The organism is Streptomyces niphimycinicus, from assembly GCF_018883605.1.
GTDB classification, from domain to species: Bacteria; Actinomycetota; Actinomycetes; order Streptomycetales; family Streptomycetaceae; genus Streptomyces; species Streptomyces niphimycinicus.
Window position 1 is genome coordinate 1 of record NZ_JAHLEM010000158.1, and the last position, 16188, is coordinate 16188.

A 16188-nucleotide genomic window follows, 5' to 3' on the forward strand; every position below is an offset into this window, starting at 1 on the left:
GTGCTGGGGGCGGTGGCGCTGGTCGGCGCCGCCACGGCGCCGACCCTGCCGGTCTTCCTCGTCGCGGTCACGGGGTGCGGGGCCGCACTCGGGGTCGCGGGCGCCCTGACGCTCATCGCCACCCAGGCGGTGGTGCGGCCCGAGCGTGCCGGGGAGGCGTCGGGGGTGACCAAGACGGTCATCACCACGGCTGCGGGGCTGGGGGTGGCCCTGTCCGGGCCCGCCGCCGACGCGCACGGCGCCGCCACGGCCACGGCCGTCGACGCGGCCCTGGTGGCGGCCGGGGGCTGCTGTCTGGCCGGGGCCGCGCTCCTGGTCATCACGCTGCTGACGCGGATACGGCCCGGCTGTGGCCCACGAGCCCGGCGTCGACATGCTTTTCTACAGAAATGACTGACTCAACCCTGCTTGTCTACGGGCTGTGGGCGCCGGAGGTGGGCGACGAGGGCGGAAACAGTTCGCCACGGGCCAGGGCCAGGACGGTCCGGGCCGCGATGCCGCCGATGAGGATGGTGACGGCCGCGAGGACGAGGTAGGTGTAGACGAGGTGGCCCGCCGGTTTGCCGTCATCGATCCAGTGCAGCGTGGTGGTGGCGACCACGGCCCAGGAGAAGGTGAAGGCCCACGTGGCGACCGTGAACCGCAGGCGCGCGTAGAGGGGGACCAGCCGGAGCTGGACGATGACCATCAGCAAGAGGTATCCGGCCAGCGCGGCCGCGATGAAGTCCACCCGGCCCTTGTCGAGTGCGAAGTAGGCGACGCTGGCGATGGCGGCGGGGGCCACCTCGATCGTCATCGTCGGCAGGAGCGGCGCGGGCAGTCGAGGGCGGTGGAACAGCCTTCCCGTGATCATCGAACCGAGGATGAACCAGCAGATCACGCCTAAGCCGAACATGACCTCGGCCAGCCGGGTCTGTCCCACCCTCGCGGCGCCGGCGCAGGAAACGAGGCCGCCGGCCACAGTGGGCAGGAAGTAGCCGGGGTGCATCCGGTCCAGTTCCATGTCCCTACAGACCCACTGTCCGGTGAGCCATCCGCCGAACAACACGGTCAGCACGAGAAAGACGTCCACCAGAACCTTTCCCGCCATCGGGCTGTACGGCGCCAGTCCCTGGGCCGCCAACAGCATCGGGGTGATCAGCGCCAGGGAGGTGAACGGACTCGCCACGGGGTCTTCCAGATCGGCGCGGAGCCTCCCCCTGCCGCCGCACACGTAGCGCAGATACCATCCCACCGATACCAGCCATACGACAGTGGCCAGTCCGATCAGGGCTCTTCCGACGATCACCGGCACATGCCCCGCCTGACCAGCGGCCACCCAGGTACCGCCGAGACCAGCCAGGCCGAAGGCCATGCTGAAAATGTTGGGCGGGACGCGCCGGACGGTCATCGCCGGGCTCCTTTCAAATCCGGCTGGTGAGCCACCGCAACCGACTGTGCACCCCGCGGGCCGCCTCCGCGACTTCGCCATGTCATCCGGGGACGCGGGCAGCCACGGAAATACGAGACGACGCCCTTACCGTCGCACCTGTCGCACGGCCACGGCGTACGTGATGCCCCCGTGAGTGACGATCGTGCTCGGCGAGACCTGACAAGCCCTCCGTAGGTCAGGTGAACGCGCGGGGCCGGTTCTCCGTATGGCTCTGTGTGCGTCCTGCCCATGGGGACGCGCGCCGTCCGCACAGGCCGAAACCGAGACCGGAGGCCCCGTTCCATGAATGACCGGTTCATCCCTCCCATCCAGGCGCTGCCGGATGGCGACGCCGAAGTCCGCCTGGTGCTCCATCTGCCCTGGGACGTGGTCGCCGCGCTGGGTCAGGAGGCCGGCCGGCTGGCGGCCCAGTCGCAGCGGCCGGTGAGCCTCGACGAGGCGGTCAGCCACCGGCTGCGCCACGGGACGGCCCAGACCATCGGCGTCCACGCCAAACCGGAGCGGGAGCGGAACCAGCCCGCGCCCACCGCGCCCCACACCTCACCCCCGCTGGCGGCCCGCTCCCCCGGTGAGCAGGCCCGGCAGGCGATCGAGAAGATCAACGGGTCGGCGCAGCCGCTCAACGGCACCGCGAACGGCAGCGCTGGCACCACCGACTCCACCGGTCCGCAGCACACCACCGGCGCCCCGGAACCGGCCCCGCCCGACGCCCGGGGCATCCTGGAGCGCCCCACGAGGGCCACCGGAACGGTGAACGGCACATCGACGGAGATGCCGAGATAACACCAGGCGCAGGCGCGGGAAGACGGCTGGAAGGGCCGCGTAAGGGCCGCGGATACGAGAGTGCCGTCCCGCACCGGACGGCACCCTCGTATGTGCGGCACCTCGAAGGCGCGAGGCCCGTGTGCCTCCGGCCGCCTCGCCCTACTCGACGAGGTCCAGCGCCGCGGCGACGATGCCGTCGCTGTCGATGCCGTGGTGGCGGTAGACGTCCTCGATGGCACCGGACTGGCCGAACCGGGTCACGCCGAGGGTGGTGACGGGCGTGTTCTGGATCGTGCCCAGGAAGGACAGGGTGTGCGGGTGGCCGTCCAGCACGGTGACGAGCGGCGTGGCCCGCTCGGCGGGGAAGATCTGGTCGAGGATCCAGGTCGGGTCCTCCGACAGGCCGCGGCGGGCCTGAAGCGCGCGGAAGAGCAGGTCCGGGCTGGTCACGCAGACGACATCGGCGCCGTGGCCGAGGGCCGCGAGCCGGTCGGCGGCGGCCAGGGCCTCGGGGACCAGCGCGCCCATCGCGGCGAGGGTCACCACCGGGTTGTGGTGCTGCCTCAGCCGGTAGGCCCCGGCGACCGCGTGCCGGCGGCGGCGCTCACGCGCGGCCGGGTCGGTCGGCACCGCGGCCGCGGACTGGTCGACGGGCCGGGTGGACAGCCGCAGATAGGCCGAACTCCCGTCCGGCCGACCGAGGTTGCCGAGCGCGGCCAGCAGACACCATTCGGTGTCGATCGCGAACGCGGGTTCGTAGGTGACACAGCCGGGCTGCTCGATACCGAGTGACGGAGTGGTGATCGACTGGTGGGCACCGCCCTCGGGGGCGAGCGTGACGCCGGACGGCGTGCCGACCAGGATCGACTGGCCACCGGCGTAGATGCCGAAGGACCACGGCTCCAGGGCCCGGTTGACGAAGGGGTCGTAGACCACACCGATCGGCAGCAGCGGCTGGCCCCAGCGGCTCCAGGTGGTGCCCAGCTCGCCGAGCAGGCCGACCAGGTTGGTCTCCGCTATGCCCAGCTCCACATGCTGGCCCGTGGGCCGCTCCCGCCAGTGCAGGATCGTCTCGGCGTCGTCGGCGAACCAGTTGGGGCGCTCGGTCGGCGACCACACCCCGACCTTGTTGAGCCAGCCACCGAGATTGGTGCTGGAACTGACGTCGGGGCTGACGGTGACGATCCGTTCCGCCGCCTCCGGCGCCCGCCGGGTGAGGTCCAGCAGGACGCGCCCGAGCGCCTGCTGGGTGTTGCCGGTACCGGTCGGTGCCGGGCGGGCCAGGTCGGCGGGCACCTCGGGGGGCCGCCGCGACGTGTGTCCTGGGCGGCGCAGCCGATCGGCGGCCGCCGCGCACAGGGCCGCTTCCGGCGAGCCGTCGCCGAACGCCGCCCAGGGGCGGTCGAGATCGGTCCCCAGCCGGTCGGCCAGTGCCTTCATCTGGTCGCCGGTCAGCAGGGAGGAGTGGTTCTGCGGATGGCCCTCGGTGGGCAGCCCGCAGCCCTTGACCGTATACGCGAAGATCACGGTCGGGCGGGTGTCGTCGACGGCGTCGTAGGCGTCCATGAGGGCGCGGATGTCATGGCCGCCCAGGTTGCGCACCGCCGCCAGCAGCGAGGCGTCGTCCAGTGGCGCGATGAGGTCGGCGATCGGCCCGGCCGTGGAGCCGGTGCCGGGCAGCCGCTCACGCAATTCCTCGGCGGAGCAGCGCAGCAGGCGCTGGTATTCGGGATTGCCCATGGCGTCGATACGGGCGCGCAGCGCCTCGCCGCCCGGCCGCGCGAACAACTCCTGGAGCAACTGCCCGTACTTGAGGTTCATCACCTGCCAGCCGGCCGCGGTGAACATGCCCCGCAGCCGCTCCGCGGCGATACCGGGCACCACGCGGTCCAGGGACTGCCGGTTCAGGTCGACGACCCACACCACTTCGCCCAGGCCCGGCACCATCGGGTCCTGGATCGCTTCCCAGATCGCGCCCTCGTCCAGTTCCGCGTCGCCCAGCAGGGAGTACTGCCGTCCCGTACCGGCCCCGCCGAAATGCCCCTCCGCGTAGCGCCGCGCGATGGCGCCCCACAACGGTGCGGTGGCGCCGATGCCGACCGAGCCGGTGGAGTAGTCGACCGGGTCGGGGTCCTTGGACCGGCTGGGGTAGCTCTGGAGACCCCCGAAGGCGCGCAGGGTGGTCAGATAGGACTCGTCCAGCTCACCCAGCAGATAATTGATCGCATGCAGTACGGGCGAGGCGTGGGGCTTGACCGACACCCGGTCCTCGGAGGTCAGCGCGTGGAACCACAGCGCCGTCATGATCGAGGTCATCGAGGCGCTGGACGCCTGGTGACCGCCGACCTTGAGCCCTGAGGGGTTCGGCCGCACCCGGTTGGCATGATCGATGATCGCCGTGGACAGCCACAGCACCCGCCGTTCGACCGCCTCGAGCGCGGCGAGCTGCGCCTTTCCGGCAACGCCCGGGCCCTTGCCGCCGACTGACCTCAGCTCCGAGTTCACGACCGTCACAGAGCGCACCCCACTGTCCGCACCTTGCTTCCGCAGAAATTGACGTTGTGCTCCGCCAGTAGACAGATAATCCTTTGGATGCACAACATGTTCCCGCAGAACTATGCATTCTGCTCAGACTCCGAGGCGGATGAGGGACATCGATTGGGCACCATGAGCGATGAGCGAGGGCTGGACGCCACCGACGCGCGGATCCTGCTCGCCCTTGCCGCCGATCCACGAGCCACCATCGTCGCCCTGGCCGAGCAGCTCGGATTGTCCCGCAACACCGTCCAGGCCCGGGTGGCCAGATTGGAACAGGGCGGCGCGCTGGACTCCTTCGAACGCCGGATCACCCCGAAGGCGCTGGGCCATCCCCTCACCGCGTTCGTCACCGCGCGGGTCCATCAGCACCGCTTGGCCGAGGTGTCCGAGGCGCTGGCGGGCATCGAGGAGGTGGTGGAGGTCTTCGGCCTCAGCGGCGAGACGGATCTGCTCATACGGGTGGTCGCCACGGATGTGGAGGCCCTGTACGGGATCGCGGGACAGATCCTCGCCATCCCCGGCATCGAGCGCACCACGACGGCCCTGGCCATGCGCGAACTGGTGCCGCACCGCCTCACCCCACTGCTGCGCCGTGCCGCGGCGGGCGGATAGCAGGCTGTCGGGGGACACGACGGGCCTTCCCTTCCGCTGGGCAGAAACCCGGCTTCCGGGTGTCTCCGGCGGAATTGACGTCGCGGACGCGCTGCGCTTCCGGCAGCGCGCACCCGCGCAGCGTCCTGGAGGTCTCTTGATGCGTCCAACTCGTCGTTCGTCCAGAAGGACTTCGCCGTTACGGTCCCGGCCCCGGTCTCGGTCCCGCGACGTGGCCGTGCTGATCGTGCTGGCGACCACCCTCGTCTCCGCGCTGTTGACCGCCTCGGTGACGCCGACCGCGGCCGCCGAGCGGCGGCGGCCAGGTGCTGTTCACGAGCTACCCACCCGGAACGACGCCGGTGAGCGCACACTTCGCGTGGGCACAGACCTATGAGAACGACGTCGCCATCGACTGGCTCTTCGATCAGTCGCGATCACACACCGACGACGGCCAGCGCGCCATAGCCGACAACCGCGACGAGAAGCGTGGACAGAGCCCCCAGGGCAAGACCTCGCTTTCCGGCCCGGAGCAGCGCACCGATTTTGACGCCGCTGCCCAGCCCGAACAGTGCGGCGGCGAAGAGCAGCGTGGTGACGACGTTGACCACGGACAGCGCGGCCGACGGCACGACACCGCTGCTGCGAACCAGCATCATCACCAGGAATCCGAGGACGAACAGCGGAACGATCGGCGGACGTTTCCCCGGAGCGGCCCCGCCCTGTCGGCGCTGAACGATGCTGACGCCGGCGACCATCGGGGCGAGCAGGACGACCCTGGTCAGCTTGGTGACGACAGCGATGGCAACCGCCCCGGCGCCCGCGGGTGACGCGGCCGCGACGACCTGAGCGACTTCGTGAACGGAGAGTCCCGCCCAGGACCCGAGGCCCTCGGGGCTCATTCCCAGTGCCTCACCGACGAACGGTACGAGCGCGATCGCGGCGCTTCCGTAAAGGGTCACGAGAGTGACAGCAGTCGCCACGTCCTCTTTATCGCTTTCGGTGACACTGTCCATTGCCGCGATCGCCGACGCCCCGCAGATGGAGAATCCGGTCGCCACCATCAGCGCGAGTCCCCGCGACACTCGGATCAGCCGGCCGAGCAGGAGGGTTCCGAAGAAGGTCACGAGCACGGTGACCACGACCGCCAGCACCTTGCCCACACCGAGCCCGAAGACCTCGCCGAGCCCGAGCTGAAGCCCGAGCAGAACGACGCCGAGGCGCAGAAACTTTTTCGTCGCCCAGCCCAGACCTTCCCGGGTCTTCGCCGGAAGGCGACCTCCCACGGCGATTCCGAGGACCACCGCGACGGTGAGCGCGCTCACGGCAGGCACCAGCTTGTTGAGAGAGAACGCGGCAGCCGTGCCGACAGCCACCACGAACAGCCCCGGGGCCAGTGAACGAACTGGTCCGGCGGCGTCTGCGGCACGCTCGACAACGTGTCCTGGGTTGGCCATGCCCCGATCATCATCGTGCCGCGCCGAGCGCGGTACCGGTCAATGAGTGAGGACGTCATACCCCGAGGGCATGACAGGCCCGGAGCCATACGCTGGAGCTATGAGCCAGTTGCCGGATCCGGAATCGCTGCGTCTGCTCGTCCTTGTCGGAGACGTAGGGAGTCTGAGCAGGGCGGCGGCGCAGCTCGGTCTCGCGCAGCCGTCGGCCAGCAAGCGGCTGTCCACACTGGAGCGCAGGCTCGGCCTCGTGCTGGTGGAGCGGACCCGGCGCGGATCACAGCTCACCGACGCGGGCCGGGCCGTGGCGGTCTGGGCCCAGCAGGTTCTCCAGGACTTGGACGGTCTGCTCACCGGCGCGGAGGCATTGCGCACCAAGCGCGACGCCGAGCTGAGAGTCGCGGCGAGCATGACGGTGGCCGAGTACTTGGTACCGGGTTGGCTCGGCGAACTGCGTCGGATGCGGCCGGAGCTGTACGTGGGCCTCCAGGTGACCAACAGCGAGCACGTCCCGGAGCTGCTGCGCAGTGGCGCGGTGGATCTCGGATTCATCGAGTCGCCGCAGGCCCCGGCCGGATTGCCCGCGCGGCGGGTCGCCCGTGACCGTCTGCTCGTGGTCGTCGCGCCGGGACACCCTTGGGCGCGCCGCCGTCGCCCGCTGGGCGTCGCCGAGCTTGCCGCCGCGCCGCTGGTGCTCCGTGAACGTGGTTCGGGCACCCGCGAAACTCTGGACCAGGCGCTGCGCCGGGCGGGGATGGCCGAGCCCCGGCCCCTGCTGGAGCTGGGGTCGGCGACGGCCGTGCGCAACGCCGTGATGGCCGGGACCGGCCCGGCAGTGATCAGCGAACTCGCCGTACGAACGGACCTCGCCGACCGCCGCCTGGTGGCGGTCGAGGTCGAGGGCATCGAACTGCACCGTGCCCTGCGCGCCGTATGGGCGTCGGAACGCCCCCTGGCCGGCCCGGCCGCCGAGCTCCTGGCCGTGACCAGGCGGCACAGACCGGACGCCGCCGCCAGGGGCGCCACCGCGCGGTGAACGCGCGACGAGGCGATCCCGCGGAGGCCGCCGCAACCGGCCGGGCGGCTGCCAGTCGGTCACCTGAGGATGTGCGGTCCGGTCGGTCCGCTTGTCTCCCGCGTCTCGTCGGCGGGCAGATGTCGGAAGCTGCCATGGCCCGGCAGCGCCCACTCGAAGGTCAGCTCCTCCGCGCCGACTTCCCCGCCGGGACCGCCGAATCCGTACCCACGCCGCCTTGTGGGTACCCCACAATCCGGCACACCGGCCGGGTGGGAGAAAAATGACACACCTCGGCCGCTTTTTTCGGACACGCGTCCGCCGTCGGGAACATCGTGCAACTATGGCCGGGCGATGCCCGGCTGACCGAGAGGGAAGATCCCCGCTCCCCTCGTCGTTGCCACCTCGCATAAGCATTCAATGCGCGTGACAGGAGTGGAACACCGTATGCCCAGCCCTTCCGCCACCCAGCCCACCGCCCAGATCGGCGTCACCGGGCTCGCCGTCATGGGCAGCAACCTCGCCCGCAACTTCGCCCGGCACGGGCACACCGTCGCTCTCCACAACCGCACGTTCGCCAAGACCAAGGCGCTGATGGAGGAGCACGGCCACGAGGGGAACTTCGTGCCGGCCGAGAGCGCCGCGGAGTTCGTCGCAGCCCTCCAGCGGCCCCGGCGGCTTGTCATCATGGTCAAGGCGGGTGCGCCCACCGACGCCGTCATCGAGGAGTTCGCACCCCTCCTCGAAGAGGGCGACGTGATCATCGACGGGGGCAACGCCCACTTCGATGACACCAGGCGCCGGGAGAAGTCCCTGCGCGAGCGCGGGCTGCACTTCGTGGGCACCGGCATCTCCGGTGGCGAGGAGGGCGCGCTCAACGGGCCCAGCATCATGCCCGGCGGATCGGCGGAATCCTACAAGTCCCTCGGCCCGCTGCTGGAGGACATCTCCGCCAAGGTGGACGGCGTCCCCTGCTGCACCCATATCGGCCCGGACGGGGCCGGCCACTTCGTGAAGATGGTGCACAACGGCATCGAGTACGCCGACATGCAGCTCATCGCGGAGTCGTACGACCTGCTGCGGCGGGCGCTGGGCATGACGCCGGGTGAGATCGCGGAGGTCTTCCGCACCTGGAACGGCGGCCGGCTCGAGTCGTATCTGATCGAGATCACCGCCGAGGTGCTCGGGCACACCGACGCCGTCACCGGCAAGCCGTTCGTGGACGTGGTGCAGGACCAGGCCGAGCAGAAGGGCACCGGCCGCTGGACCGTCCAGACCGCGCTGGACCTGGGCGTGCCGGTGAGCGGGATCGCCGAGGCGGTGTTCGCCCGCTCGCTGTCCGGCCACGCGGATCTGCGGGACGCCTCGCAGGGGCTGCCGGGGCCGTCCGGCGAGAAGCTCACGGGCGCGGCGGCGGAGCGGTTCGCCGACGATGTCGAGCAGGCGCTGTACGCCTCGAAGATCGTGGCGTACGCGCAGGGCATCCACCAGATCGAGGCGGGCAGCCAGGAGTACGGCTGGGACATCGATCCGGGGGCGGTCGCGAAGATCTGGCGTGGCGGCTGCATCATCCGGGCGCGGTTCCTGAACCGGATCACCGAGGCGTATGCCAAGGACCGCAAGCCCGTCACGCTGCTGACCGACGACCACTTCGCGCAGGCGCTGGGCGCGGCGCAGGATGCCTGGCGGCGAGTGGTGGCCACCTCGGTCGAGCTGGGCGTGCCCGCACCGGGCTTCTCGGCGGCGCTGGCGTACTACGACGCGCTGCGCTCGGAGCGGCTGCCCGCCGCGCTGGTCCAGGGGCAGCGGGACTTCTTCGGCGCGCACACCTACCGGCGGGTGGACCGCGAGGGTTCGTTCCACACGATGTGGGGCGCCGACCGCGACGAGCGTACGGCCTGACGTCATGACGTCGTAACGGCGCGAGGGCCGTGTCCCCGCCCCGGATTCCGGTGGGGACACGGCCCTGGTGCCGTGGTGTGCCACGGCCCTCGCGCCGCCGCCGCGCAGGTCAGGGTGTGTAGCGGCGGAAGGCGGGCACCGCGGCGGCCAGCCCGAGTGTGCTGACGGCCACCAGCAGCCCGCCCGCGGCGACCGCCGCGCGGGCCCCGAGGAGGGAGCCCGCGGTGCCGTGCAGCAGGTCGGCGACGCGCGGGCCGCCCGCCACCACCACGGTGAACACGCCCTGCATCCGGCCGCGCATGTCGTCGGTTGCGGCCGACTGGAGAATCGCCCCGCGGAAGACCATCGAGACCATGTCGGCGACGCCCGCGAGGGCGAGGAAGGCCACCGCCCACCACAGGTTCGGGCTGAGCCCGAATCCGGCGATGGCCACGCCCCAGGCCACCACGGCGGCGATGACCATCAGGCCGTGGCGGCGGGCGCGGGAGAAAGTGCCGGACAGCAGACCGCCGGCCACCGCGCCGATCGGGATCGCCGCGAAGAGCAGGCCGAGCGCGAACCCCTCGCCCCAGGGCGCGTAGGTGTGCGAGGCGAGCTGGGGGAAGAGCGCGCGGGGCATGCCGAAGACCATGGCGATGATGTCCGCGAGGAAGGACATCAGCAGGATGCGGTGGGCGGCGATGTACCGGAAGCCGTCGACCACATCGCGCCATCCGGCCCGTCGGCCGCCGCCCGCGGCGCCCTCGGTGAGCGGCGGGAGGGACGGCAGCCGCCAGACGGCCCACAGGGTGATGCACAGCGCCACGGCGTCGATGAGATAGAGCGTGGGCAGGCCGAGGACGGGGATCAGGGCGCCCGCGAGCAGCGGGCCGATGATCATGCCCGTCTGGGCGACGGTGGACTGGAGGGCGCCCGCGGCGGGCAGTTCGTCGGCGGGCACGAGGCGGGCTACGGAGGCGCTGCGGGCCGGGGAGTTCATGCCGAAGAAGCCCTGCTGGGCGGCGAGCAGCACCATGAGCACCGCCACCGAGTCCAGACCGGCGAAGGACTGCGCCCAGAACAGCAGCGAGGTGACGGCGATGCCCACGTTGGTGACAAGCATCAGGGTGCGCCGGTCCATCCGGTCGGCGACCACCCCGCCCCACAGTGCGAAGACCACCAGCGGGAGGAGCCCCGCGAAGCTGGCGTAGCCGACCCACGCCGATGAGCCGGTGATGTCGTAGATCTGCTTGGGGACGGCCACGGCGGTGAGCTGGCTGCCGATGGCCGTCACGGTGGTGGAGGTCCACAGCCGCCGGAAGGGGCGGTGGCGCAGCGGCCGGGTGTCCATCACCCAGCGGCGCCAGCCGGGCTTCGGCGGCGGGGCGGGGGCGCCGTCCTCGGCTCCGGGGGGCTTGTCGTCGTCCCGGGCGGTGGGTTCTATCTCGTCGTCGCTGCTTCTGGCGATCTCCACGGCTGGTTCGATTCCTCCTACATCCATTCGGGCCGGGAACCATTGTGACGATCCACGGCCCGGGCCGTGGCCCCGGCTCCTCAGTCCCCGGCCGCGGGACGCATCCGCCGCCGGCCGTGGATGCTGCCGCTCAGGGAGGTCAGCCGGGCGCCGCTGCCGCCGCCGCGGTCGGCGATGATCTCGGCCGCGATGCTGACGGCGGTCTCCTCCGGGGTACGGGCGCCGAGGTCCAGGCCGATCGGCGAGGCGAGCCGGGCCAGCGCCTCCTCGCCGAGACCGGTGGTGCGCAGCCGGCGGAGCCGGTCGTCGTGGGTGCGGCGGGAGCCCATGGCGCCGACGTAGGCCAGCGGCAGGCGCAGGGCGACGTCCAGCAGCGGCACATCGAACTTCGGGTCGTGGGTGAGCACACAGACCACCGTGCGTTCGTCGATCCGGCCCGCTTCCGCCTCGGTGCGCAGATAGCGGTGCGGCCAGTCGGTCACCACCTCGTGCGCGTCGGGGAAGCGGCGCGCGGTGGCGAAGACCGGCCGGGCGTCGCACACGGTGACGTGGTAGCCGAGGTACGCGCCGATCCGGGCCATGGCCGCCGCGAAGTCGACGGCGCCGAAGACCAGCATCCTCGGCGGGGTGGCGTGGACGGAGACGAACAGGGTGAGCTCCTCGTCCATGCGCGTGCCGTCGTATCCGTAGCGCAGCGTCTCGGTGCGCCCGCCGGCCAGCAGTCCGCGCGCGTCCTCGGCGATGGCCGCGTCCAGCCGCCCGGAGCCGAGGGTGCCCGAGGTGCCCTCGGGCCGTACCACCAGCCGGCGGCCCAGCCGCCCCTTAGGGTCGGGCCCGTCGACGGCCACGCAGATCACCTCGGCCACCGGCTCCCCGGCGGCTACCGCGGTGGCCACCTCGCCCAGTTCGGGGAAGCCTTCGGGGTCGACCCGCTCCACATACACATCGATGATTCCGCCGCAGGTCAGCCCGACCGCGAAGGCGTCGTCGTCGCTGACGCCGTAGCGCTCCAGCACGGGCGTTCCGCTGTCGGTCACCTCCTGGGCCAGTTCGTAGACGGCGCCCTCGACACAGCCGCCGGAGACGCTGCCGATCGCGGCGCCATCGGGCCCGACCAGCATGCTCGTCCCGGGCGGCAGCGGGGAGGAGTGCCAGGTCGCCACCACCGTGGCACGGGCGAACGGCTCGCCCTGGCCCCACCATCGGTGCATCTGCGCTACGACGTCTCGCATGGAATCCAAATCTCCTCGCCGACCCATGTAAGAGGTTGATACATTCAATGTATGAGCCTCTCACATCACTCACCGAGTAGCGACATCATCTTGCGGATCAACGGCACGTCCCACCCCATGACCATCGACAACCGGACGACCCTGCTCGATGTGCTGCGCGAGCGGCTGGGGCTCACGGGCACCAAGAAGGGCTGTGACCACGGTCAGTGCGGGGCCTGCACGGTGCTGGTCGACGGTGAGCGGGTGAACAGTTGCCTGGTGTTCGCGGTGACCGCCGAGGAGCGCGAGATCGTCTCCATCGAGGGCGTGGCGGCGCTGTCGGACGGCGGGGAACTGCACCCGGTGCAGCGCGCCTTCCTCGACCACGACGGGCTCCAGTGCGGCTACTGCACCCCGGGCCAGATCTGTTCCGCCATCGGGGCGCTGGGCGAGGCCGGGCGCGGCTGGCCCAGCCATGTCACCGAGGACACCGCCGCCGGGGTGGCCGATGTCTCGGAGCTGGAGGCGCGGGAGGTGCGCGAGCGCATGAGCGGCAATCTGTGCCGCTGCGGTGCGTACAACGGCATCGTGGAGGCCGTGCTGGAGGCCGCGGGCACCGAGGCTGCCCAGGACACCGCCACGGTCGGGGGCGCCCGATGAAGGAGTTCGCCTACGCCCGCGCGGGCGACGCCGACGAGGCGGCCGCGCTGATCGCCGAGCGCCCGGATGCCACCTACCTCGGCGGGGGCACCAATCTGGTGGATCTGATGAAGCTCGGCGTCACCGGCCCCGGGCTGCTCATCGACGTCTCCCGGCTGCCGTACGACCGGATCGAGCACCGCGACGACGGCTCCGTACTCATCGGCGCGACCGTGCGCAACGGCGCTCTGGCGGGCGATCCGGGCATCCGCGAGCGCTTCCCGCTGCTGTCCCAGGCGCTGCTGGCCGGGGCGTCGGGGCAACTGCGCACGGTGGCCACGGTGGGCGGCAATCTGCTGCAACGCACCCGCTGCGGGTACTTCCAGGATGTGAGCAAGCCGTGCAACAAGCGCGAACCGGGCACCGGGTGTCCGGCGATCCAGGGCGCGCACCGCGATCTGGCCGTGCTGGGCACCTCCGACCAGTGCGTGGCCTCCCACCCCTCCGACATGGCGGTGGCGCTGGTGGCACTCGACGCGGTGGCGCATCTGCGGTCCGTGGACGGCGGCTCGCGCACCGTTCCGGTGGCGGAGCTGTATCTGCTGCCCGGCCGGACACCGCACCGGGAGACCGTCCTGGACCACGGTGACCTCATCACCGCCGTGGAGCTGCCCCCGCCGCCGCCGGGTGCCCGGATGCGCTATCGCAAGGTGCGGGACCGCTGGTCGTACGCCTTCGCGCTGGTGAGCGCCGCCACCGCGGTGTCCGTGGCCGAGGACGGCTCGCTCCAGGACGTGCGGATCGCGCTCGGCGGGGTGGCGCCCCGGCCGTGGCGGGCCCGGATCGCCGAGGAGCGGCTGCGCGGCGCCCGGCCGGACGAGGAGACGCTGCGGGAGGCGGCCCGGGCCGAGCTGGCCGAGGCGCGGCCGCTGCCGGACAACGCCTTCAAGGTCGACCTGGCCATTGATCTGATCGTCGCGGGCGTCCGCGACCTCGCCGCGAGGAAGGACCGCGCATGACCACCGTCTCGCGATGCATCGGCGCCCCGATGACCCGGGTCGACGGCCTGGACAAGGTGACCGGCGCGGCGCGCTACGCCTATGAGTTCCCCACTCAGGGCGTCAGCTATGTGTGGCCGGTGCAGGCGACCGTCGCCCGCGGCCGGGTGACGGCGGTGGATCCCGCCCCGGCGCTGGCCCTGCCCGGTGTGCTGACGGTGCTCGACCACACCAACGCCCCGCGGCTGAACACCGAGGCACAGGCGAGCGCGGACCTCTTCGTGCTCCAGTCCCCTCAGGTGGCCTACCACGGCCAGATGGTGGCCGCCGTGGTGGCCACCTCGCTGGAGGCGGCGCGCGAGGGTGCGGCCGCGGTCCGGGTGAGCTATGAGCGGGAGCCGCACGATGTGGTGCTGCGCGCCGACGACGAGCGGCTGGAGATCCCCGAGAGGGTGACCGACGGCAGCCCTGGCCTGGTCGAGCGCGGTGACGCCGACGCGGCGTGGGCCGCCGCTCCGGTGCGGGTGGACCACACGTACACCACCCCGGTCGAGCATGTGAGCCCGATGGAGCCGCATGCCACCATCGCGGTGTGGGACGAGGACCGGCTGACGCTGTTCAACTCCGACCAGGGCCCGTACATGAGCGCGCAACTGCTGTCCGCGCTGTTCGGGATCGAGCTGAGTGCGGTGGAGGTCGTCGCGGAGTACATCGGCGGTGGCTTCGGGGCCAAGGGCATTCCGCGCTCGCCGACGGTGCTGGCGGCGCTGGCCGCACGGGCCGTCGGACGGCCGGTGAAGATCGCCCTGACCCGGCAGCAGATGTTCCAGTTGATCCCCTACCGCTCCCCCACCATCCAGCGGGTGCGGCTGGGCGCCGGGCGCGACGGCCGGCTGACGGTGATCCAGCACGACTCGGTGCAGCAGCGCTCGACCCTGGTGCCGTTCGCCGACCAGACGGTGTCCTCGACGCGGATGATGTACGCGGCACCCAACGCCCGTACGACCGTGAAGGTGGCGCCGCTGGATGTGATGACGCCCGCCTGGTTCCGCGCGCCCGGCCACACACCGGGGATGTTCGCACTGGAGTCGGCGATCGACGAACTGGCCGAGGCGCTGGGCATGGACCCGATCGAGCTGCGGATCCGCAACGAGCCGGAGAACGACCCGGAGAGCGGAAAACCGTTCAGCAGCCGCAATCTGGTGGCCTGCCTGCGCGAGGGCGCGGCGCGCTTCGGCTGGGAGCGCCGCGATCCGGCGCCGGGGATCCGGCGCGAGGGGCGCTGGCTGGTCGGCACCGGTGTGGCCGCCTCGCACCACCCGGACTACACCTTCCCCTCCTCCGCGGTGGCGCGCGCCGAGGAGGACGGGACGTACCGGGTGCGCATCGGCGCGGCCGACCTCGGCACGGGTGCCCGCACCGCCCTCACCCAGGTGGCGGCGGACGCGCTGGGCATTCCGGTGTCGCGGCTGCGGCTGGAGATCGGCCGCGCGTCGCTGGGCATGGCGCCGTTCGCGGGCGGTTCGCTCGGCACCGCGTCCTGGGGCTGGGCGGTGGACAAGGCGTGCCGTGCGCTGCTGAAGGAGCTGGACGTCTACGGAGGTGTGGTCCCGGACGGCGGTCTTGAGGTGGTGGCCGACACCACCGAGGACCTGGGGCAGCGGGCGGATCTGTCACGGCACACCTTCGGGGCGCAGTTCGCCCAGGTGCGGGTGGACGCCGACACCGGTGAGATCCGGGTGGACCGGATGCTGGGCGTGTTCGCGGCCGGGCGGATCGTCAATCCGCACACCGCGCGCTCGCAGTTCCTGGGAGCCATGACGATGGGTCTGTCGATGGCGCTGCTGGAGATCGGCGAGGTCGATCCGGTCTTCGGCGACTTCGCCAACCATGACTTCGCGGGCTATCACATCGCCGCCCACGCCGATGTCCCGCGGCTGGACGTGGTGTGCCTGGAGGAGACCGACAACACCTCCAACCCGGTGGGTGCCAAGGGCATCGGCGAACTGGGCATCGTGGGCGCGGCGGCGGCCATCGGCAACGCCTTCCACCATGCGACCGGAGAGCGGGTGCGGGAGCTGCCGATCCGTATCGAGCGCTCGCGGGAGGCGCTCCGGGCGGCCAGGTCCGCCGAAAAGCGCAGGCCAGGGGCGGGCGAGCCGGAGCCTCGGGTCGGATAGGGTCACCCGA

The 16188-nt window shown here is 71.5% G+C and carries 12 protein-coding genes and 1 pseudogene; 8 read left to right on the forward strand and 5 right to left on the reverse strand.

What is annotated here, in order from left to right; genetic code table 11:
* Positions 1-393: pseudogene (locus KN815_RS15600) on the forward strand (MFS transporter); the annotation flags it as partial.
* Between the two features lie 19 nt (positions 394-412).
* On the opposite strand, the gene KN815_RS15605 reads toward KN815_RS15600, so the two are convergent.
* On the reverse strand, positions 413-1390 hold the full coding sequence (locus KN815_RS15605; RefSeq protein WP_216342543.1) for an SLAC1 family transporter: 978 nt from the start codon (positions 1388-1390) through the stop codon (positions 413-415).
* Positions 1391-1714: 324 nt separating this feature from the next.
* On the opposite strand from KN815_RS15605, the gene KN815_RS15610 reads away from it, so the two are divergent.
* Positions 1715-2215 carry a hypothetical protein gene (locus tag KN815_RS15610; protein ID WP_216342544.1) on the forward strand — a complete coding sequence of 167 codons (501 nt, stop codon included), beginning with the start codon at positions 1715-1717 and terminating at the stop codon, positions 2213-2215.
* Positions 2216-2356: 141 nt separating this feature from the next.
* On the opposite strand, the gene KN815_RS15615 is transcribed toward KN815_RS15610, so the two are convergent.
* A complete protein-coding gene (locus KN815_RS15615; protein ID WP_216342571.1) occupies positions 2357-4690 on the reverse strand; it encodes a thiamine pyrophosphate-binding protein in 2334 nt (777 codons plus the stop codon).
* Between the two features lie 174 nt (positions 4691-4864).
* Between KN815_RS15615 and KN815_RS15620 the strand changes: the two genes are divergently transcribed.
* Positions 4865-5347: an Lrp/AsnC family transcriptional regulator gene (locus tag KN815_RS15620; RefSeq protein ID WP_216342545.1), complete on the forward strand. Its 483-nt coding sequence runs from the start codon at positions 4865-4867 to the stop codon at positions 5345-5347.
* Positions 5348-5763: 416 nt separating this feature from the next.
* Here the strand turns inward: KN815_RS15620 and KN815_RS15625 are convergent, their stop codons facing one another.
* Positions 5764-6783 carry a YeiH family protein gene (locus KN815_RS15625; protein ID WP_216342546.1) on the reverse strand — a complete coding sequence of 340 codons (1020 nt, stop codon included), beginning with the start codon at positions 6781-6783 and terminating at the stop codon, positions 5764-5766.
* Between the two features lie 100 nt (positions 6784-6883).
* Here KN815_RS15625 and KN815_RS15630 point away from each other — a divergent pair, with 100 nt between their 5' ends.
* Positions 6884-7816, forward strand: coding sequence for a LysR family transcriptional regulator (locus KN815_RS15630; protein WP_216342547.1), 933 nt, complete (start codon positions 6884-6886; stop codon positions 7814-7816).
* A 426-nt stretch (positions 7817-8242) separates the two neighbouring features.
* Entirely contained in the window at positions 8243-9697 is a 1455-nt protein-coding gene (gene gnd / locus KN815_RS15635) for an NADP-dependent phosphogluconate dehydrogenase (protein ID WP_216342548.1), read from the forward strand.
* A gap of 109 nt (positions 9698-9806) precedes the next feature.
* Here gnd and KN815_RS15640 read toward each other — a convergent pair whose 3' ends face one another.
* Together KN815_RS15640 and KN815_RS15645 are read right to left on the reverse strand one after the other, a co-directional pair.
* Entirely contained in the window at positions 9807-11150 is a 1344-nt protein-coding gene (locus tag KN815_RS15640; RefSeq protein ID WP_216342549.1) for an MFS transporter, read from the reverse strand.
* 80 nt (positions 11151-11230) lie between these two features.
* Positions 11231-12382, reverse strand: a complete 1152-nt coding sequence (locus tag KN815_RS15645) for an XdhC family protein (protein WP_216342550.1) — start codon at positions 12380-12382, stop codon at positions 11231-11233.
* A 51-nt stretch (positions 12383-12433) separates the two neighbouring features.
* On the opposite strand from KN815_RS15645, the gene KN815_RS15650 reads away from it, so the two are divergent.
* From KN815_RS15650 to KN815_RS15660, 3 genes are read left to right on the forward strand one after another with little or no spacing between them, the layout of a single operon-like run.
* The gene (locus KN815_RS15650) at positions 12434-13021 is read left to right on the forward strand and encodes a (2Fe-2S)-binding protein (protein ID WP_216342551.1); all 588 of its coding nucleotides are present in this window, start codon (positions 12434-12436) and stop codon (positions 13019-13021) included.
* Positions 13018-14019 (forward strand): FAD binding domain-containing protein, encoded by a 1002-nt coding sequence (locus tag KN815_RS15655; protein ID WP_216342552.1) that lies wholly within the window; start codon positions 13018-13020, stop codon positions 14017-14019. The genes KN815_RS15650 and KN815_RS15655 overlap by 4 nt, the downstream gene beginning before the upstream one ends.
* Positions 14016-16178 carry a xanthine dehydrogenase family protein molybdopterin-binding subunit gene (locus tag KN815_RS15660; protein WP_216342553.1) on the forward strand — a complete coding sequence of 721 codons (2163 nt, stop codon included), beginning with the start codon at positions 14016-14018 and terminating at the stop codon, positions 16176-16178. Before KN815_RS15655 ends, KN815_RS15660 begins: the two co-directional genes overlap by 4 nt.
* Positions 16179-16188: the final 10 nt, after the last annotated feature.